This window comes from Nocardia sp. NPDC047654 (assembly GCF_043205035.1).
Lineage (GTDB): Bacteria > Actinomycetota > Actinomycetes > Mycobacteriales > Mycobacteriaceae > Nocardia.
The window spans coordinates 714,802-734,399 of record NZ_JBIDDF010000002.1; the positions used below are offsets into that span (position 1 = coordinate 714,802).

The following is a 19,598-nucleotide window of genomic DNA, read 5'->3' on the forward strand; positions in this document are numbered from 1 at the left end:
TGGAGAGTGGCTTGTCGACCGGTCTCGGCGCTGCGGGCAACGCGGGTGCGGGCTTGGAGAGTGGCTTGTCGACCGGCCTCGGCGCTGCGGGCAACGTGGGCGGAGGCCTGTCGAGCGGTCTGGAAGGAGCGTCGAGTGCGGGTGCGCAGGTCGGTTCGAGCCTGGACAGCGATATAGGCGCGCACGCGTCCTCGGGCCTCGACGCCACGGCTGGTCTCGGCGGTACCGCGCAGTCGGCCGTCGGCGGCGCGGCAGACGCGGGAGCCGGGATGGCGGGTTCGGCGAGTGGGGCGGCGCACGGCGCGGTGGACACCGGCGCGGGTCTCGGCGGCAGTGTCGGCTCGACCGCGCACACCTGGTCCTCGCTGGATGTGTCGAGCGCCTTCGGGTCGGGCCTGGACAGCAGCGTCGACACCGACGCGGGCCTGTTCGGAGAGAGCCACGCGAGCACGGAGTTCGGTGGTTCGGCGGGCGCCGACCTGGGTGGCGATACATTCCTGCACTGACAGTTGCCCGGTAATACGGAAAGAGGTCCATACCGCGATGGGGACGCCCGCGCCGAACGCCACTCCACCGGCGGTACCGCTGCTCTCGGTACTCGGTGAAACCATCGCGGCGGCCCGTGCCGCGGGCCGCAACGATCTGGTCGGCCGCCTGGAAGTGGCGGCCGACCGGGTTCGTGACCCGCGCAGGCGCATCGTCGTCGCCGGACAGCTGGACCAGGGCAAGAGCCGTTTCGTCAACGCGCTGCTGAACCTGGACCTCTGCCCGGTGGGCGACGACGCCACCACCACGGTGCCGATGCTGCTCGCGCACGGCGCTGAGCCGCGCGCGGAGCTGGTGCTCGCCGCGCACGGCGATTCCAGCGGCGCGGAGACCAGGGTGGCGGTGCCGATCGCGGAGATCGGCGCGATCGATCAGCGCTCACCGCTCGCGCAGGGGCGTCGGATCGTGCGCCTCGAGGTCCAGATACCCAACGCGCTGCTGGCCGACGGGATCGTGCTGATCGACACCCCGGGCGTCGGCGGACACGGCAACGCCCACGCGGCCGGTGTGCTCGGAATGGTGCCCGCCGCGGACGCGGTGCTGGTGCTGTCGGACGCGTCGACCGAACTCACCGAGCCCGAACTGGCATTCCTGCGGCAGGTGCGGGAGCTGTGCCCGACGGTCGCGCTGTTGCTCACCAAGACCGACCTGTACCCGCATTGGCGGCAGGTGCACGAGGCCGATCTGCACCATCTCGCACGGGCCCGCCTCGACGTGCCGATGATCCCGGTGTCGTCGCTGCTGCGCAGCCACGCGATGCGATTGCAGGACCAGCAGCTCGGCGTCGAATCCGGCTTCGGCGTGCTCTACACATTTCTGCGCGACCAGGTCGTGGCGCGCGACCAGCTGGCCACCCGGGCCGCCGTTGCCCGCGATATCCGTTCCGCGGCGGAGCATCTCGCGCTGGCGCTGGGCAGCGAGCTGGTCGCGATCCGCGATCCGGCGCAGGGCGCGGCGGCGGTGCGCGAGCTGCAATCCGCCCGTGCCTCGGCCGAGGAACTGCACCGCAGGACCGCCGCATGGCAGCAGACGCTCGCGGATGGCATCACCGACCTGGCCGGGGACGTCGACCATGATTTGCGCGACCGTCTGCGCAACCTCGCCCGCACCACCGAGGAATGGATCGACGAGCACGACCCGGGCCGGCACTGGGACCGCATCGCCGAACACCTCACCGGCACCGTCGACACGGCCCTCGGCGACAACCTGCTGTGGACCCATTCCCGGGCTGTTCGACTCGCCGAGCGCGTCGCCGAACATTTCTCCGAACTCGGCGCCGTCGACCTGCCGGACGTGCGCCCCGGCGCCGGAGCCGACTCCGGCCGCGCCCTCTCCGGCACGCTCGCCGATCTGGAACCCGACATCGGTTTCGGCAGCAAGCTGCTCGTCGGCATGCGCGGCTCCTACGGCGGCGTGCTCATGGTCGGGCTGGCCAGCACATTCGCCGGACTGGCCATGCTCAACCCGATCTCCATCGGCGCGGGATTGATCGTGGGCGGCAAGGCTTTCCGGGACGACAAGCAGGCCAGGCTGGCCAAGCGGCGCAACGAGGCGAAGGCGGCGGTGCGTCGCTTCGTGGACGACGTGGCGTTCCAGGCGGGCAAGGAGTCGAAGGACCGGCTGCACCGCATCCATCGCGCGTTGCGCGACCACTACGCCGGCGTCGCCGAACGCAGTCTGCGCTCGATCGACGAGTCGCTGCGGGCCGCGCAGGAGGCGGCGTCCATGGTCGCCACCAGCCGCGCCGAACGCGGTGCGCAACTGGAACAGCAACTGCGCGTAGTCGCGGAACTGCGCCGATACGCCGATGCCATGCAGACCGCACTACCGATGGGACCCGCCGGTACGGTAGCCCCGTGAGACGTGATGGTGGCCCGGTGCCGGGAATCGTCGCCGAGGCCCATCGGCTGGTCGGCGCGGCGCAGGCGGCGCTGGCGGGCGAGCCGCGCCCGCGTGCCCTGCTGGCCGATTGCGCCCGCCGATTGGACCAGCCGTTGCGCGTCGCGCTGGCCGGTTCGATCAAGGCGGGCAAATCCACCTTGCTGAATTCCCTTGTCGGACAGGATATCGCGCCCACCGACGCGACCGAGTGCACCAGGGTGGTCACCTGGTACCGGTACGGATCGACGCCCAGCGTGACGGCCTACGCCCCCGATGGCGCCCGCGCGCACGTCGTGGTCCGGCGCGGCAGTGGAACGCACGGGCTGACCTTCGACCTGGACCGGCTCAACTGGAACGCGCCGGCCCCGCGCGAGGTCGACCATCTCGAGGTCGAGTGGCCCGCCGCGGCGCTCACGCAGACCACGATCATCGACACCCCCGGCACGTCCTCGCTGTCGCGCGAGGTGTCGCGGCGCACCGCGCGTCTGCTGACGCCGGGCGCCGACGACGAGCGGACCGAGCAGGGCATCGCCATCCCGGGCGCCGACGCGGTCGTATACCTGCTGCGCAGGCTGGACGCGACGGATGTGCAGTTCCTCGAGCGCGTGGGCGCGGGAACCGCCGCGGCCAACGGCGGGCCGGGGGCGCCCGGTCCGCTCGGCATCGTCGGCGTGGTGTCGCGGGCCGACGAGATCGGGGCGGGCCGGATCGACGCGCTGCACTCGGCACGGGATGTGGCCACGCGTTTCGCCGGGGAGCTGGAACGGACGGGGCTGTGCCAGGCCGTGATCCCGGTCGCCGGGCTGCTCGCGTTCGCGGCGGCGACGCTGCGCCAGCAGGAGTTCACGGCGTTCGAGACGCTGGCGCGGGTGCCGGTCGACGAACTGAGCGCCGCGTTGCTGTCCGCCGATCGTTTCGCGCGCGCCGACATGCCGCTCCCGGTGCCTCCGGAACTGCGTGCGCAGCTCGCCGAGCGGTTCGGGTTGTTCGGCATTCGCATGGCGGTCACGCTGATCCGGCTCGGCGTGCGCGATTCGGCCACGCTGGCCGAGGAATTGACCAGCCGCAGCGGAGTGGACGAACTGCGCTCGGTGCTCGACGTGCAGTTCGGTCAGCGCGCCGACCAGCTCAAAGCGCATTCCGCGCTCACCGCGCTGGCCCGGGTGCTGACCGCCTACCGTGGCACCCCGGCCGATCGCCTGCTGCCCAGGGTGCGCACCTTGCTCGCGGACGTGCACGGTTTCGCCGAGCTGCGTCTGCTCGGCCGCCTGCGCACCGACGAATTGGCGCTGCCCGCCGACGATCTCGCCGAACTGCATCGCCTCATCGGTGGCTCGGGAATCGCACCCCACCTGCGTCTGGGCCTCCCGTCCGACGCGCCGTTCCCCGCCCAGCGCGCACAAGCGGTGGCCGCGGTCCGGAAATGGCGCGCCCGGGCGCGCCACCCCCTGGCCGACCAGTTCACCGCCACGGCCTGCCTGACCGCCGCCCGCAGTGCGGAAGGCACCTTGAGCGTGCTGCCGGAATGAGCCGCCGCTGACCGCCGCCTCCGAAGCGCCGTGACCTGCGAGGACGGGCTCATTCCGCCGCCCGTGGGCGGTGTAGTCGCCGTGGGTCCGGGTATGCGCCTTGGTAGCGAGAGGAGGTAACGATGAGCCAAGAGGACGTCGTACACGAATTGCTCGTCCGCGCGGGCACGGGATATGCCGAGGAAGCGGGTATCACGCTCGATGACAAACCGGCCGCGCTCTTCCAGTTGCTCATGCTTTCCCAACTGCTCAGCACCCGCATTTCCGCCGATATCGCCATCGGGGCCACGCGAGAGCTGATCAGCAGCGGCTACCGGACGCCGCACCGGGTGGCCGACGCGGAGTGGCAGGAACTGGTCGACGCGCTGGGGCGGGCGAACTATCGCCGCTACGACGAGAGCACCGCCACCAGGCTGCACCACAACGCCACGCGCTTGCTCGACCGCTACCAGGGTGACCTGCGAGAACTGGCGAAGAAAGCGGACAACGACCCCGAGCGAGCCGCGGATCTGCTCCAAGAGTTCGACGGCATCGGTCCGACCGGGGCACATATCTTCCTGCGCGAGATTCAGGACATCTGGACCTGGGTCCGGCCGCATTTCGACGAACGGGCCTTGCGCGGCGCCAAGCGCGTGCAGTTGCCGGAGGATCCCGACCGGCTGGCGCGGCTGGCGCCGGATCACCACACGGCGGAACTCGCCGCCGCCTTGGTGCGGGTGACGCTGGACGAGAAGATCGCCGACGAAGTTCTCGCCGCCGCGCCCTGAGCGCGCGTCCTCAGATCAGGGCGGCGCCGGAAGCGCGCGGATCGATCAGGATCTTCGCGTGCCGCTCCGGGTTGCCGAGGGCGGTGAAAGCATCGGCCACGCCGTCCAGCCCGACGGTCCCGGTGATCAGGGGGCCGGGGTCGACCTTGCCCTCGGCGAGCATGTGCAAGGTGTCGCGGAACTCGCCGGGGTCGTAGCCGAGCACGAACCGCAGCTCGATCTCCTTGTTGATGGCCATCGCGGGATGGAAGCGGTCGGTTTCCATGCACACCCCGACCACCACCACGCGTGACAGCGGCGGTGCGGCCGCCAGGATCTGGTCGATGATGCCGGGCACGCCGACGCACTCGAAGATCACCGGCCCGGTTGGCCCCTTGTTCAACGTGTGGGCCAGCCGGAAGACGTACCACCACGGCAGGTTGGGGACCCGCCGCAAGCGGTCCATGGCGTCGAAGCCGAGAGCGAGTATGTCGGTGACGTCGTTGATCCGGCCCTTCTTCGGAGCGGCCGTCCAGGGCGATTCCGTCGCCGGGTCCACCACCACATCGGCGCCGCAGGCGGTAGCGAGTTCTCGCCGGCGTGGCGAGAAGTCGCTGGCTACCACGGTGCGCACACCCGCGGCTTTCAGCATGCTGATCACCGCGAGTCCGATCGGCCCGCAGCCGATGACGAAGGCCGTCTGCCCCTTCCCGACGCGGCCTCTGCGTACCGCGTGCCAGGCCACCGCCATGGGTTCGGTCAGCGCGGCGTGTTCCGCGGACAAGCCGTTGGGCACGGGCATGGTCATCGATTCCTGGATCACCACCTGCTCGGCGTAGCCGCCCGGCGCCGCGGTCGACAGCCCTACCAGGTGGGGCTGCTCGCCGTGCCGGACGATCGGCAGCGCAACCACCGGTGTCCCCGTCCGCCATCTCCTGCGGCAGTCCGGGCCGTAATCGACAACCGTCCCGCTGAATTCGTGCCCGAGCACCACGCTCTGATCCGAACGCATGAAGTGCTCGTATCCCGTGGCCACGGCCAAGTCGGACAGTTCGTCGGCGTGGGTGCGGGCATGCAGGTCCGAGCCGCAGATGCCGCAGCGCGACACGTCGATCAGCAGTTGACCGGCGCCCGGCCGGGGCGTGGGCAGTTCCGCGACCTCGAACTCGGCGGCGGTGACGACGGCGGCCCTCATGGCGGCTCCTCGAATCGACAGCGCACGGCGGCCGACCCGGCCACCCGCCGTCACCCTACTGCGCGCGGGCGCCCGCCGTGACTGTGCTCGGTGCACGGCGGTGGTGGGGCCTCGCGGGCCGAAGACAGCGAATGCCTCGATGACCCTGCTGTGCCGCAGGTCACGCACTACGGGGGTCGTCCGGGAATTAATTCCCCGAGCCACCCGTTGAGCTTTTCGACAAGATTGAGTGTGTATGGCTCAAGTTTCGGTTGACTCCGGAACTCCAGCGAGGCAGGATTGAGCCGACCACGCTCAGTGTTGCTGGGGCCGTGCTCCGTGAGGTGCTAGGGGCGAGGTCTCGCGGCGTCCTTCATCGGACGTCGCAGGGCGGTTTTCGCCCGGCACCGACACACATTGGTACGTCAACTAGGAGGAACCACAATGGCTCGTGCGGTCGGAATCGACCTCGGGACCACGAACTCGGTCGTCGCCGTTCTCGAAGGCGGCGAACCGGTCGTCGTCGCCAACTCGGAAGGATCGCGCACCACCCCGTCGATCGTCGCGTTCGCGAAGAACGGCGAGGTGCTGGTCGGCCAGCCGGCCAAGAACCAGGCCGTCACCAACGTCGACCGCACCATTCGCTCCGTCAAGCGGCACATCGGCACCGACTGGACCGTCGAGATCGATGGCAAGAAGTACACGCCGCAGGAGATCAGCGCGCGCACGCTGATGAAGCTGAAGCGCGACGCGGAGTCCTACCTCGGTGAGGAGATCACCGACGCGGTCATCACCGTGCCCGCCTACTTCGAGGACGCCCAGCGGCAGGCCACGAAGGAAGCGGGCCAGATCGCAGGCCTGAACGTCCTGCGCATCGTCAACGAGCCCACCGCGGCGGCGCTGGCCTACGGCCTGGACAAGGGCGACAAGGAACAGACCATCCTGGTCTTCGACCTCGGTGGCGGCACCTTCGACGTCTCGCTGCTGGAAATCGGCGAGGGCGTCGTCGAGGTCCGCGCCACCTCCGGCGACAACCACCTCGGTGGTGACGACTGGGACGAGCGGGTCGTGCAGTGGCTGGTCGACAAGTTCAAGGCCAGCTCGGGCATCGACCTGACCAAGGACAAGATGGCCATGCAGCGGCTGCGTGAGGCCGCCGAGAAGGCCAAGATCGAACTGAGCTCCTCGCAGAGCACCTCGATCAACCTGCCCTACATCACCGTCGACGCGGACAAGAACCCGCTGTTCCTCGACGAGCAGCTGACCCGCGCCGAGTTCCAGAAGATCACCTCGGACCTGCTCGACCGCACCCGCGCGCCGTTCCAGTCCGTGATCAAGGACGCGGGCATCAAGGTGTCCGACATCGACCACGTGGTGCTCGTCGGCGGCTCCACCCGTATGCCCGCCGTCTCCGATCTGGTCAAGGAACTGACCGGCGGCAAGGAGCCCAACAAGGGCGTGAACCCGGACGAGGTCGTCGCCGTCGGCGCCGCCCTGCAGGCCGGTGTGCTCAAGGGTGAGGTCAAGGACGTCCTGCTGCTCGATGTGACCCCGCTGTCGCTGGGCATCGAGACCAAGGGCGGCGTGATGACGAAGCTCATCGAGCGCAACACCACCATCCCCACCAAGCGCTCGGAGACCTTCACCACCGCCGACGACAACCAGCCGTCGGTGCAGATCCAGGTGTTCCAGGGTGAGCGCGAGATCGCCTCGCACAACAAGCTGCTCGGCTCCTTCGAGTTGACCGGCATCCCGCCCGCCCCGCGCGGCGTGCCGCAGATCGAGGTCACCTTCGACATCGATGCCAACGGCATCGTGCACGTCACCGCGAAGGACAAGGGCACCGGCAAGGAGAACACGATCAAGATCCAGGACGGCTCCGGCTTGTCCAAGGAGGAGATCGACCGGATGGTGAAGGACGCCGAGGCGCACGCTGCCGAGGACAAGGCCCGCCGCGAGGAGGCCGAGACCCGCAACCAGGCCGAGTCGCTGGTGCACCAGACCGAGAAGTTCATCAAGGAGAACGAGGACAAGGTCCCCGCGGACGTCAAGTCCAAGGTCGAGGCGGCCATCGCCGAGGCGAACGAGGCCCTCAAGGGCACCGACATCGCGGCGGTCAAGGCGGCCGTCGAGAAGCTGGCGACCGAGTCGCAGGCCCTCGGCCAGGCCATCTACGAGGCCTCCGCCGCGGACGCCGCGGCGCAGGGCAACGGCGCGTCGAGCAGCGCGCAGGACGATGACCAGGTCGTGGATGCCGAGGTCGTGGACGAGCCGGTCGACACGGAGAAGAAGTGACCGAGGGCAACTCTGAGAAGGAGCCGATCACCTTCGTCGACAACCGGAAGATCGATCCGGAGACCGGTGAGATCAGGCAGCCGGCCGCGGACAACGGCGCCGCGGCCGCGCAGGCCCCGGAGGCGGGCAACGGTGCGGAGAACGGCAACGGCGGCGACGCGCTGGCCGACGCCATCAGCGGTGAGCTCGCCGAGCGCACCGCCGACCTGCAGCGGCTGACCGCGGAGTACGCCAACTATCGGCGTCGGGTCGAGCGCGACCGCAAGGCCACGATCGATTCCGCCAAGGCGTCGGTGGTGACCGAACTGCTCGGCGTGCTCGACGATCTCGATCGCGCGCGGGCGCACGGCGACCTCGATTCCGGTCCGCTGAAGTCGGTGGCCGACAAGCTGTCGACCGCGCTGCACAAGCAGGGTCTCGAGGAGTTCGGTTCGGAGGGTGAGCCCTTCGATCCGACCCTGCACGAGGCCGTGCAGCACGAGGGCTCCGGCCACGATCCGGTGATCGGCATTGTGATGCGCAAAGGCTATCGCTTCGGCGATAGGGTGCTTCGGCACGCGCTCGTCGGGGTAACCGACGGCGTGGCCGATCTGGCGGAAAACACCGAACAGCCGACCGAAGAGGCATCGGATGATGATGCCGGCGCGAACGATCAATGATGCGAGAGGAGGAGATGCTCGGTGAGCCAACGGGAGTGGATCGAAAAGGACTTCTACAAGGAGCTGGGTGTTTCCTCCAGCGCCTCGCAGGACGAGATCAAGAAGGCCTATCGCAAGCTCGCGCGTGACTTGCATCCGGACGCCAACCCCGGTGACAACAAAGCCGAGGAGCGGTTCAAGGCCGTCAGCGAGGCGCACGCGGTGCTGTCGGATCCGGCCAAGCGCAAGGAGTACGACGACACTCGTAAGCTCTTCGCGGGTGGCGGCTACGGTCGCGGTGGGTTCGGATCCGCTGCGGGGGGCGGCTTCTCGCAGGAGTTCAACATCGGGGACATCTTCGGCGGCGGCGGCGCCGGCGACGGTGGCCTCGGTGATCTGCTCGGCGGTCTGTTCAACCGAGGCGGCGGCACGCGGACGTCATCGAGTCGCCCCCGGCGCGGCTCCGACGTGGAGACCGAGACGACGCTCGGTTTCCGGGAGGCGGCCCAGGGTGTCACGGTTCCACTGCGGATGACCAGCCCGTCGCCGTGCACCACGTGTCACGGCAGCGGCGCGAAACCGGGCACCAGCCCGCGGGTCTGCCCGATCTGCAACGGGACCGGCGTCGTCAGCCGCAACCAGGGCGCGTTCGGCTTCAGCGAGCCGTGCGACGAGTGCCGGGGCAGCGGATCGATCATCGACGATCCGTGCGTCGACTGCCACGGCAGCGGCATCCAGAACCGCACGCGCACGATCACGGTGCGGATTCCTCCTGGAGTCGGTGACGGGCAACGGATCCGGCTGGCCGGTCAAGGCGAGGCGGGACTGCGCGGGGCGCCCTCGGGCGACCTCTATGTCACCGTCCACGTCAGCCAGGACAAGGTCTTCGGCCGCAACGGCGACGACCTGACCCTGGTGCTTCCGGTCAGTTACAGTGAATTGGTGCTCGGCACCACGGTTTCGGTGCCCACCCTGGACGGCCGGGTCGGTGTCAAGGTGCCTCCGGGTACCGCCGACGGCCGCACCCTGCGGGTACGCGGCCGCGGTGTGCCCAAGCGCGGCGGTGGCGCGGGTGACCTGCTGGTGACGGTGAAGGTCGCGGTCCCGCAGAAGCTGGACCGCGAGGCCGTCGAGGCGCTCGAGCGCTACCAGGAGGCGGAGCGGGCCGGTGGCTTCGATCCACGTGCGGGATGGGCAGGTGCGTGATGTCCTCGGAACCGAAGAACGCGTCCGGCGGGTCGCGGGCCGAGTTCTTCATGATCTCGGTGGCGGCCCAGCTGGCCGGCATGCACGCGCAGACACTGCGCACGTATGACCGTCTGGGACTGGTCACGCCGCAACGTACTTCGGGCGGCGGTCGGCGCTACTCGGCCCGGGACGTGGAGCTGCTGCGCGAGGTGCAGCGGTTGTCCCAGGACGAGGGCGTCAACCTCGCGGGCATCAAGCGCATCATCGAGCTGACCAATCAGGTGGAGGAGCTGCGGCAGCAGGTCGCGGAACTGTCGGCCGAGCTGGAGCGAACCCGGGCCGGATACCGTCCCGACCTCGCCCCGCAACGCAGTACCGCGCTGGTCGTCTGGCAGCCACGGCACCGTCGCGAGGACGGTCAGCGCAGACGATAACCGGCACGACGACGGCCCCGGCCTCGATCGCACATCGCGATCCGAGTCCGGGGCCGTCGTCGTTTCACCGCCGCTGCCGCCGATAATTTGCTGAGGGTAAACCAGAACATGTTCGACGGAAGTCGTGCGGCGGAGTTCATTTCGATGTCGAATCAACTGTGGGTTCCTACCATAGATATGTTTACGGAAACGGTGGCGTTTGCCCGGTTCGGTCCCCGTCCGATGGTCTTCATGTTGCCCCGATGTCGCTAGAACAGACCAATCGGGACGAAATCGACCAAGTGCCACTTACCTTTTCAGTGTGCATATGACTGATTTCTCGTCAGATCTACGGTCTTGCAGTCGGTTTCTGTGGCGTGTCTCGCTGAATATCCTCGTTTCGACGAAATTACACGCGTGATGTTCCTTCGAAAGATTCCGTTGCTGGCAAACCTCGCCTACACTCCTTTCCGTCGGCTGCTGTCGAGTGGCCCCGCAGCACCTCACTCGCCGGCAAGGTTCGTGAACGAGTGCGAAATGGGGTTGTGACATCAATGGATTCACGCGCTGTCGCTTTGATCAGAACAACTTTCAAGGCGGTTGCTGCGGAGGATGGGGGGCCGGAGAAACTGGCGAGATCGTTCTACGCGATCTTGTTCACCGACTACCCGCACGTCCGCGATTTCTTTCCCGCCGCGATGGACTCCCAGCGCGATCGCCTGGTCAAGGCGATCTCCTACGCGCTGGACCGGTTGGAAGAGCCCGACAAGCTACTGCCCTTCCTGGCCCAACTCGGTAGGGATCACCGCAAATACGGCGTGCAGCCCGCGCACTACGCCGCCGTGTCCACCGCGCTGAAGACCGCCGTCAAGGTGTTCGCGGGGACCGAGATGTGGACCGACGAGGTCGACCGGGCCTGGGACGAGGGCCTGAAGATCATCGCCGACACCATGATCGGCGCGGCGGAGAAGGAGACCACGCCGTCGGCGTGGACCGGCACGGTGATCGAGCGCCGCGAGGTGCTGCGCAACCTCGTCGTCGTCCGGCTGCAACTGGACCAGCCGATGCGCTACGCCGCGGGTCAGTACCTGAGCGTGCAGATCCCCTCGCGGCCGCGCATGTGGCGCTATCTCTCGCCCGCCGTGCCCGCGAACACCAACGGCGAGATCGAGTTCCACGTCCGCAGTGTGCTGGGCGGCTGGGTCAGCTCGGCCATCGTCGGCCAGACTGTCGTCGGCGACCAGTGGCTGCTGGGCTCACCGCTCGGCGGCCTCGGCGTTCCGCGCAACGCCAAACGCAAGATGCTGATGGTCGGCTGCGGCACCGGAATCGCGCCGCTGCGCGCCCAGCTGATGTCGATGGCGATGCGGCGGACCAATCCGAAGGTGCATCTGTTCGTCGGCGGGCACCACCCGTGCGACCTCTACGACCTGGAGACGTTGAGCAAGCTGGCGATGGCCAACCGCTGGCTCACCGTCACGCCGGTGAGCGAACACGACGAAAACCCGTGGTGGTACGCGGAACCCGACGAGCCGCGCACCACATGGCCCGGCCTGGAACCCCGCGTGACCGGCCAGATCGGCAAGGTCGTCGCGAGCTTCGGCGCCTGGTCCGACCGCGATGTTCAGATCGTCGGTTCACCGTCGATGGTGCAGACCACCAAGTTCCGCCTCATGGCAGCGGGAACCCTGGCGAAAAACATCCGCCACGACCCGCTGTACTGAATTGGTTTTCCAGCACTGAATTGATTTTCCAGCGCCTGCGGCGCTGGGCGTTCGCGGCCCCTTCATGGCTCGCGTCCGAGCGACCGCCGCTTGCTCCTTCGTCGCGGACGCGGCGGCCACTCGGACGCGAGCCGGGCCGCGAACGGCGCATGCTCGGTCTCGCTTCGCTCGAAACCCGGGGTTGAGCTGGTGTGGTTGCGTCAGAGGGCGGTAAAGGTCAGAGTCAGAGCCCCTCGAATTGGATGCGCTCCGGGGGTGTTCCGGTTTCCAGGAGGCGGTCGACCGTGGTCTGGACCATGGCGGGGGAGCCGCAGACCAGCACTTGGTGCTCGCGGAAGGCGCCGTGGGAGCCGAGAACTTCGGCGAGCGTGCCGTAGAGCAGGTCGTCGGGTGAGAAGCCGATGTCGACACGGGACTGCTCGTACCACTCGTCGACCCAGTGCGGGTCCTCCAGGCTTTCCACCACGGGGATGACGGTGAGCCAGGGCAATTCGGCGGCCAGCAGGAAGAGCATGTCCGAGGCGTACAGGTCGCGGGGGGAGCGCCCGCCGACGAAGAGGTAGGTCGGCGGCGGGGAAGGCTTGCGGGCCAGTTCCAGGATCTGGGCGCGCATCGGCGCCAATCCCGTGCCGCCTGCGATCATGACCACCTCGTCGCCGTCCGGGTCGACCCAGAACCCGCCTGCCGGAGCGCCGATTCGCCACTCGTCGCCCGGCTGCGTGTCGGCGACGATGGCGGCGCTGCACCAGCCGCCCGGCACCGTGCGCACGTGGAACTCCAGCTTGCCGTCCAGGGAGGGCGGCAGCGCGGGGGAGAACCTGCGGCGCACGCCGGGGTGCTGCGGAACTCGCACCTCGACCGATTGCCCGGCGGCGAACGGCACGAACTCGCCGATCAGGCGGATCACCGCGAGATCGTGCCGGAGCCGATGATGGCCGACCACGGTCGAGGTCCACTCCGGCGCTTCATGACCGTTACCGAGCATGCTCGGATCCCCCAACGGGGCCTCCTTCGTTACACAGGGTCGCAGCTGATGTTCTGCTCCGGCGTGCCGACCGCGATGAGCGCGCGCTGGGTATCCGCGATCATCCGGGCCGATCCGGCGATCTGGATCTGGCGGTCCGCCCACGCGCCGAAGCTCGCGACGACGGCGCCTAGATTACCGATCAGGCGCCGGTGCATGCCGTACGGTGCGTCCTGCGGCGGATGCGGATACCACCACGGATTGCTCTTCTGCTCACACACCGGCACGATGGTCAGCCACGGGTTGCTCTGCGAGAGCTGCCACATGTTCTCCACGTCGTACAGATCGCAGGGATAGCGGCCCCCGATGAAGAAGTGCACGCGCGGATTGATGCCGCGCTGGCCCATCTCGATCAGCTGGGCGCGCAGCGGCGCGATGCCGGTGCCCGCGCCGATCATGAGCACGTCGCGGCCGCTGTCCCGGTCGACGTGCAATCCGCCGAGCGGGCCCGCGATCCGCCAGCGGTCGCCGACCCTGGTCTCGTTGACGATCGCGGGGCTCACCCAGCCGCCGCGGATCTTGCGCACGTGGAACTCGATCTCGCCGTACGGGTTGGACGGGATAGCCGGGGAGAAATAGCGCCACATCTTGGGCCGCTGCGGGATCGTGACCGGCACGTACTGTCCGGCCTGGTAGGGCACCGGCCCGTCGGATTGCAGCCGCACGATGGCCAGGTCCTCCAGCACGCGGCGATGGCCGACCACGGTCGCCTCCCACACCGGCTGCGACTTGTCGGAGTTGGCGCCGATGGCCATGGACGCGGAGATCAGGATGGTGATGTCGCGCCAGCCCTCTTCCAGGCTCCGGTTCCAGGCCGCGCCGTTGTAGGCACGGAACGCCGCGAGCAGCGCGCGGCCCGCCACGTCGTAGTGCGCGGCCTCGACGCCGTACTTGCGATGGTCGCGGGCGAGTTGCTCCAGGAATTTCTGTGCTCGGTCCCAGTCCTCCAGGTGATCGAGCACGTACTGGATGGCCGTGGCGATGCGCTTGGCCTGCATCTCCATGGCGGGCGGGAACAATTCGCGCAGCCGGGGATTCTCGGCGAACAAATGTCCGTAGAACGCACTGACCAACCGCTCGGGTCCATTCGGTGACTCGATCACCGAACGAAAATTGGCGCGGACCAGCGCAGCCGAACGCGCATCCACGACGTGGAGCTTCCTTTCCCTCAGTTCTGCCCGGGGACATACCCGTTACCGGCGGTCTCCCGCCGACAAGTATCCCCGAAAATGCCGTGGTCGTGTGGGTATAGGCATACCTTCGCCTCCGCTCCGGCCGGGCACGGGCTGGAGACGAACTACCTCCGGCCGCGACCGTCGGTGCCGTAAGACCCGGCCAAACGGTAATCGGTGGGCAAACGGTAGATGTTGCTGACCCTTCGGTAACCGGAGCCACGGACGGACGGCGCCGCGGCTTCGCGGCCCGTCCCCGCCGAGCAGACGCCGGTCACGACCCGGCGCCGGCCCGAACCGCGGGCACGACCTGCTCGGTATAACGACGGATCTGCTCGACCGGTTCCCCCTCGGTTGGCCAGAAGACGAATCCGTCGATCCGCTGGTCACGGTGCAGAACCAGGAGATCGTCGACCCATCGCGCGGCAGGACCCTCCAGGAAGCCGCGGTCGGTTCCGTCCGCGGTGATGGTCCCGGACACGTTCAACACCCGCCGCACCGCCAGTGGGTCCCGGTCCGCCGCGGCGGCGGCGTCATCGATCCGCCTGCCCGCGTCGGCGAGGAATTCCGGCGGCGCCCACGCGGCCGACGGCACCCAGCCGTCGGCGGCGCGTCCGGTGAGCTCGAGCATGCGCGGGCCCCGCGCGCCGACCCAGATGCCGGGATCGTGCCGCGGACGGGGACCGGGATGCGCGCCCGCGAGGGAGTAGAAGGATCCGGGCACCCGGACCGATCGCGCGTCGCTCCACAGGGCGCGGATGACCGCGATCGCCTCGCCGAGGGCGCGCACCGCTTCGCCACCGGTTCTGCGCGGTCCGCCCATCCCGGCCACAGCGTCCCAGAACGCGCCCGCGCCGAGGCCGAGCTGGATCCGGCCGTCGCTGATGATGTCGAGCGAGGCCACCGATTTCGCGAGCAGCGCGGGGTGGCGCAGCGGCAGGTTCGCCACGTCCGGGAAGAAGGTGATCCGCTCGGTCCGCGCGACCAGAGCGGTGATCAGGGTCCAGGTGTCCAGGAAACGGCGCTGGTAGGGGTGGTCCTGGATGCCGATCAGGTCGAGCCCGGATACGTCGGCGTACACACTCAGCTCGGCGAGCCTGCGGAAGTCCTCGGCGTCCGGGATCAGGAACAGGCCGAATTGGGGCACTCGGGTGATCAGCGCACACCTCCGGGGGTCTCGCGAAAGGCCGGTCCAGCGGGCCGGTACGGCTCAGATGGCCAGCACGGTCTTGCCGCGTGCGCCGGGCGCTCCGATGACCGCGGGTCCCTCCGCGAGCGGGACGGTGGCGTCGATCGGCACGACCACGTCACCCGCGGCGACGCGCTGGATCAGCCTGGCCAGCTCCGGCGCTTTGCCCTGGGATTCGATATTGCCGCCGTTGATCGACCGCGCGCGCAACGCGGCCTCGTCGGCGGCGAAGGTGGTGGAGTAGACCGTGCCGCCGTCGCGGACCAGCGTGGTCAGTTCTGCGAGCGCCTCGGGCGGGCTCACCAGGTCGAACAGCACGTCGATGCCGTCCGGATGCGCGGCGGCGACCTGGTCGCGCACCGGGGCCGCGGAGTAGTCCACCGTCTCGGCCGCGCCCAGCCGGGTCATCTGATCGGCGGAACCGCCGCGCGCCGTCGCGATGACGTGCGCGCCCGCGATATTGGCCAGTTGCACCAGGAAGGAGCCGACGCCGCCGGTCGCGCCCACGATCAGCACGGTCTGTCCGGGCTTGATGTGCGTGGCGTCCACGAGATCCTGCGCGGTGACTCCGGCGGTCGGCAGCGCGGCGGCCGCGACGGTCGGCACGCCGGGCGGGATCGGCACCAGCGTGCCGCCCTCCGGGAGCACCGCGTACTCGGCGAAGCTGCCGTGGCCCACCGGCGGTGTGAGGAACTTGCCGACCACCCGGTCCCCGACGGCGAAGCGGCTGACGCCCGCGCCGATCGTGGCGACGGTGCCCGCCCCGTCCACCCCGAGGATCATCGGGAAGTCGTGGGGCAGTCTGCCGTCCAGGATCCCGGAGGCCACTTTTCGGTCGAAGGGGTTCACCCCGGCGGCCTGGAGTTGGACCCGCACGGCTCCGGGTCCGGGTTCGGGCATCGGCATCTCGGCCAGTTCCGGCGTCGCTCCGAACTTCCGTACCACGATCGCGCGCATCCATTCGCTCCTTGATTCGGGGTGAAGAGTGATGCAACAAGTGACGGCCGAGGTCATCGTAGGCATCCGAACCCCGCCGACGTGCGGAATCACCGCATCGGCGGTGTCGGCGAGGCGTCGCTTTCGCCGGTGTCGGGGCGTAGCGTTCGATCCGATCCCCGGTGACGGGCGGGCGCGCCGAAAAATTCAAACTTGAGCGGAACAGACTCAACCTTTCCGACGTTGGACGGTAAGGAACGGCGGCGAGCCGGTAGACGAGCGGGCGAGCCGAAGCGAGGGCTTCGGTCGCACCGGATCGTGCTCGGCGTCGTGCGAATCGACTAGTAGGAAGGTGACTCGTGGACTCGTTCAATCCCACCACCAAGACCCAGGCGGCGCTCACCGCCGCCCTGCAGGCGGCCTCCGCCGCGGGCAATCCGGAGATCCGTCCGGCGCACTTGCTGGTGGCGTTGCTGGACCAGACCGACGGCATCGCCGCGCCCTTGCTGAAGGCCGTCGGAACCGACCCGGCGACCGTTCGACGCGAGGCACAGGACCTGGTGGACCGGCTGCCGCGGGCGACCGGCGCCACCACCACACCGCCGCTGGGCCGGGAGGCACTCGCCGCGATCACCGCGGCGCAGCGGCTGGCCACCGAACTCGGTGACGAGTACGTCTCCACCGAGCACGTGATGGTCGGTCTCGCCGCGGGCGACTCCGACGTGACCATGCTGCTCACCAAGTACGGCGCCACGGCCGACGCGCTGCGCTCGGCGTTCACCGCGGTCCGCGGCAGCGCCCGGGTGACCAGTCCAGATCCGGAAGGCAGCTACCAAGCGCTGGAGAAATACTCCACCGATCTCACCGAAGCCGCCCGCTCCGGCAAACTCGACCCGGTGATCGGGCGGGACACCGAGATCCGCCGGGTGGTGCAGGTCTTGAGCAGGCGCACCAAGAACAACCCGGTGCTGATCGGCGAGCCGGGCGTCGGCAAGACGGCGATCGTCGAGGGCCTGGCCCAGCGGATCGTGGCGGGCGATGTCCCGGAGTCGCTGCGCGGCAAGTCCGTGGTGGCGCTCGACCTCGGCGCGATGGTCGCGGGCGCGAAGTACCGCGGCGAATTCGAGGAGCGGCTCAAGGCCGTGCTGGAGGACATCAAGAACAGCGCGGGCCAGATCATCACGTTCATCGATGAGCTGCACACCATCGTCGGCGCGGGCGCGACCGGCGAATCGGCGATGGACGCGGGCAACATGATCAAGCCGATGCTGGCTCGCGGCGAGTTGCGCTTGGTCGGCGCGACAACGCTGGACGAATACCGCAAGCACATCGAGAAGGACGCGGCCCTGGAGCGGCGCTTCCAGCAGGTGCTGGTCGGGGAGCCGTCGGTGGAGGACACCATCGGCATCCTGCGCGGCATCAAGGATCGCTACGAAGTGCACCACGGCGTGCGCATCACCGACTCCGCGCTGGTCGCCGCCGCCACGCTGTCGGATCGCTACATCACCTCCCGGTTCCTGCCGGACAAGGCGATCGACCTGGTCGACGAGTCGGCCTCGCGGTTGCGCATGGAGATCGACTCCCGTCCGGTGGAGATCGATGAGGTGGAGCGCGCGGTGCGCAGGCTGGAGATCGAAGAGGTCGCCCTCGCCAAGGAGACCGACGAGGCATCCAAGCAGCGGCTGGAGAAACTGCGCGCCGAACTCGCCGACGACCGGGAGAAGCTCAACCAGCTGACCACCCGCTGGCAGAACGAGAAGAACGCGATCGACCAGGTGCGCACGCTCAAGGAGCAACTCGAAGCGCTGCGCGGCGAATCCGAGCGCGCCGAGCGCGACGGCGACCTGGGCAAGGCGGCCGAACTGCGTTACGGCCGCATCCCGGCGTTGGAGAAGCAGCTCGACGAAGCCGAGAAGACCTCCGCCACAGCGGGAGACGGCGAGGTCATGCTCAAGGAGGAGGTCGGCCCGGACGACATCGCCGAGGTGGTGTCCTCGTGGACCGGCATCCCGGTGGGCCGGATGCTGGAAGGGGAGACGCAGAAACTGCTGCGCATGGAGGAGGAGCTGGGCCGCCGCGTGGTCGGTCAGACCGAGGCGGTGCAGGCGGTGTCCGACGCGGTGCGCCGGGCCCGCGCGGGTGTCGCCGATCCGAACCGCCCGACCGGCTCGTTCATGTTCATCGGCCCGACCGGCGTCGGTAAGACCGAGCTGGCGAAGTCGTTGGCGGACTTCCTGTTCGACGACGAGCGCGCCATGGTCCGCATCGACATGAGCGAGTACAGCGAGAAGCACTCGGTGGCCCGGCTGGTCGGCGCCCCGCCCGGCTACGTCGGTTACGACCAGGGCGGTCAGCTCACCGAGGCGGTGCGGCGCAGGCCCTACACGGTGGTGCTGTTCGACGAGATCGAGAAGGCGCATCCGGACGTGTTCGACATCCTGCTCCAGGTGCTCGACGAGGGCAGGCTCACCGACGGCCAGGGCCGCACGGTGGACTTCCGCAACACCATCCTCATCCTGACCTCGAACCTGGGTGCGGGCGGTGATCGCGAGTTCGTCATGAACGCGGTGCGTTCGGCCTTCAAGCCGGAGTTCCTCAACCGCCTCGACGACGTGGTGATGTTCCACGCCCTCGACGAGGAGCAGCTCGAGCACATCGTCGACATCCAGCTCGAGCAGCTGCAGAAACGGCTGGCGCAGCGCAGGCTGAAGCTGGAGGTCAGCGATTCGGCCCGGTTCTGGCTCGCCGTGCGCGGCTACGACCCCGCCTACGGCGCGCGTCCGCTGCGCAGACTGATCCAGCAGGCCATCGGTGACTCCCTGGCCAAGGAACTGCTCGCGGGCGAGGTCACCGACGGTGACAGCGTCAAGGTGAGCGTCAGCCCCGACGGGGACGGCCTGATCGTCGGACGGTGAGCGAGCGGCCTCGCTCCGGACAGCGCTCGGGGCGAGGCCCGTTCGATGACCACTACGCAACTCGATTCGCGCACAGCATGTTTCATCGACTCGGCAGGGTGGCGACACCGGCCGGAGTAGATCGACGGCCGCCTCGCGGGCAAGGGATCGGGCTTTGGCGTGGGTCTTCCGGAGGGCACACCGGTTCAGCGGGTGCGGGCGCGAGTGCGCGAACAAAGCCTACGCTGG

Annotated in this window: 14 protein-coding genes and 1 pseudogene; 10 read left to right on the forward strand and 5 right to left on the reverse strand. The window is 68.8% G+C overall.

Going from position 1 to position 19,598, the window contains the following annotated elements; all coding sequences use genetic code 11:
• The 4 genes and pseudogenes from ACGF7Y_RS11660 to ACGF7Y_RS11675 all read left to right on the forward strand — a co-directional run.
• Positions 1 to 506: pseudogene (locus ACGF7Y_RS11660) on the forward strand (hypothetical protein); the annotation flags it as partial.
• 37 nt (positions 507 to 543) lie between these two features.
• Positions 544 to 2,406 (forward strand): dynamin family protein, encoded by a 1,863-nt coding sequence (locus ACGF7Y_RS11665; protein ID WP_393232303.1) that lies wholly within the window; start codon positions 544 to 546, stop codon positions 2,404 to 2,406.
• Positions 2,403 to 3,956, forward strand: coding sequence for a dynamin family protein (locus ACGF7Y_RS11670; protein ID WP_393232306.1), 1,554 nt, complete (start codon positions 2,403 to 2,405; stop codon positions 3,954 to 3,956). Before ACGF7Y_RS11665 ends, ACGF7Y_RS11670 begins: the two co-directional genes overlap by 4 nt.
• 122 nt (positions 3,957 to 4,078) lie before the next feature.
• Positions 4,079 to 4,723, forward strand: coding sequence for a hypothetical protein (locus tag ACGF7Y_RS11675; protein WP_062977595.1), 645 nt, complete (start codon positions 4,079 to 4,081; stop codon positions 4,721 to 4,723).
• 10 nt (positions 4,724 to 4,733) lie between these two features.
• On the opposite strand, the gene ACGF7Y_RS11680 is transcribed toward ACGF7Y_RS11675, so the two are convergent.
• Positions 4,734 to 5,897 carry a zinc-binding dehydrogenase gene (locus tag ACGF7Y_RS11680; protein WP_393232309.1) on the reverse strand — a complete coding sequence of 388 codons (1,164 nt, stop codon included), beginning with the start codon at positions 5,895 to 5,897 and terminating at the stop codon, positions 4,734 to 4,736.
• 423 nt (positions 5,898 to 6,320) lie between these two features.
• Between ACGF7Y_RS11680 and dnaK the strand changes: the two genes are divergently transcribed.
• The 5 genes from dnaK (at position 6,321) to ACGF7Y_RS11705 (ending at position 12,134) form a co-directional block, all read left to right on the forward strand.
• Entirely contained in the window at positions 6,321 to 8,171 is a 1,851-nt protein-coding gene (dnaK, locus tag ACGF7Y_RS11685) for a molecular chaperone DnaK (protein WP_040870766.1), read from the forward strand.
• Positions 8,168 to 8,830 carry a nucleotide exchange factor GrpE gene (gene grpE, locus ACGF7Y_RS11690; RefSeq protein ID WP_393232311.1) on the forward strand — a complete coding sequence of 221 codons (663 nt, stop codon included), beginning with the start codon at positions 8,168 to 8,170 and terminating at the stop codon, positions 8,828 to 8,830. The genes dnaK and grpE overlap by 4 nt, the downstream gene beginning before the upstream one ends.
• Before the next feature lie 21 nt (positions 8,831 to 8,851).
• Positions 8,852 to 10,015 (forward strand): molecular chaperone DnaJ, encoded by a 1,164-nt coding sequence (gene dnaJ, locus ACGF7Y_RS11695; protein ID WP_393232312.1) that lies wholly within the window; start codon positions 8,852 to 8,854, stop codon positions 10,013 to 10,015.
• Positions 10,015 to 10,431 carry a heat shock protein transcriptional repressor HspR gene (locus ACGF7Y_RS11700; protein WP_040870761.1) on the forward strand — a complete coding sequence of 139 codons (417 nt, stop codon included), beginning with the start codon at positions 10,015 to 10,017 and terminating at the stop codon, positions 10,429 to 10,431. Before dnaJ ends, ACGF7Y_RS11700 begins: the two co-directional genes overlap by 1 nt.
• A gap of 533 nt (positions 10,432 to 10,964) precedes the next feature.
• A complete protein-coding gene (locus tag ACGF7Y_RS11705) occupies positions 10,965 to 12,134 on the forward strand; it encodes a globin domain-containing protein (RefSeq protein ID WP_393232316.1) in 1,170 nt (389 codons plus the stop codon).
• A gap of 223 nt (positions 12,135 to 12,357) precedes the next feature.
• Here the strand turns inward: ACGF7Y_RS11705 and ACGF7Y_RS11710 are convergent, their stop codons facing one another.
• From ACGF7Y_RS11710 to ACGF7Y_RS11725, 4 genes are all read right to left on the reverse strand, one after another.
• Positions 12,358 to 13,119, reverse strand: coding sequence for an FAD-binding oxidoreductase (locus tag ACGF7Y_RS11710; protein WP_040870758.1), 762 nt, complete (start codon positions 13,117 to 13,119; stop codon positions 12,358 to 12,360).
• A gap of 29 nt (positions 13,120 to 13,148) precedes the next feature.
• Positions 13,149 to 14,306: an FAD-binding oxidoreductase gene (locus tag ACGF7Y_RS11715; protein ID WP_393232319.1), complete on the reverse strand. Its 1,158-nt coding sequence runs from the start codon at positions 14,304 to 14,306 to the stop codon at positions 13,149 to 13,151.
• A gap of 298 nt (positions 14,307 to 14,604) precedes the next feature.
• Positions 14,605 to 15,477 carry an LLM class flavin-dependent oxidoreductase gene (locus ACGF7Y_RS11720; protein ID WP_393232322.1) on the reverse strand — a complete coding sequence of 291 codons (873 nt, stop codon included), beginning with the start codon at positions 15,475 to 15,477 and terminating at the stop codon, positions 14,605 to 14,607.
• Between the two features lie 63 nt (positions 15,478 to 15,540).
• On the reverse strand, positions 15,541 to 16,476 hold the full coding sequence (locus ACGF7Y_RS11725) for an NADP-dependent oxidoreductase (RefSeq protein WP_393232325.1): 936 nt from the start codon (positions 16,474 to 16,476) through the stop codon (positions 15,541 to 15,543).
• 338 nt (positions 16,477 to 16,814) lie between these two features.
• Here ACGF7Y_RS11725 and clpB point away from each other — a divergent pair, with 338 nt between their 5' ends.
• Positions 16,815 to 19,370: an ATP-dependent chaperone ClpB gene (gene clpB / locus ACGF7Y_RS11730; RefSeq protein ID WP_393232328.1), complete on the forward strand. Its 2,556-nt coding sequence runs from the start codon at positions 16,815 to 16,817 to the stop codon at positions 19,368 to 19,370.
• Positions 19,371 to 19,598: the final 228 nt, after the last annotated feature.

Coding starts and splice junctions, on each gene's coding strand:
- ACGF7Y_RS11680 (WP_393232309.1), bottom strand. CDS start 5,897: ATGAGGGCCGCCGTCGTCACCGCCGCCGAGTTCGAGGTCGCGGAACTG.
- ACGF7Y_RS11710 (WP_040870758.1), bottom strand. CDS start 13,119: ATGCTCGGTAACGGTCATGAAGCGCCGGAGTGGACCTCGACCGTGGTC.
- ACGF7Y_RS11705 (WP_393232316.1), top strand. CDS start 10,965: ATGGATTCACGCGCTGTCGCTTTGATCAGAACAACTTTCAAGGCGGTT.
- ACGF7Y_RS11725 (WP_393232325.1), bottom strand. CDS start 16,476: ATGCGCGCGATCGTGGTACGGAAGTTCGGAGCGACGCCGGAACTGGCC.
- ACGF7Y_RS11700 (WP_040870761.1), top strand. CDS start 10,015: ATGTCCTCGGAACCGAAGAACGCGTCCGGCGGGTCGCGGGCCGAGTTC.
- ACGF7Y_RS11675 (WP_062977595.1), top strand. CDS start 4,079: ATGAGCCAAGAGGACGTCGTACACGAATTGCTCGTCCGCGCGGGCACG.
- ACGF7Y_RS11665 (WP_393232303.1), top strand. CDS start 544: ATGGGGACGCCCGCGCCGAACGCCACTCCACCGGCGGTACCGCTGCTC.
- dnaK (WP_040870766.1), top strand. CDS start 6,321: ATGGCTCGTGCGGTCGGAATCGACCTCGGGACCACGAACTCGGTCGTC.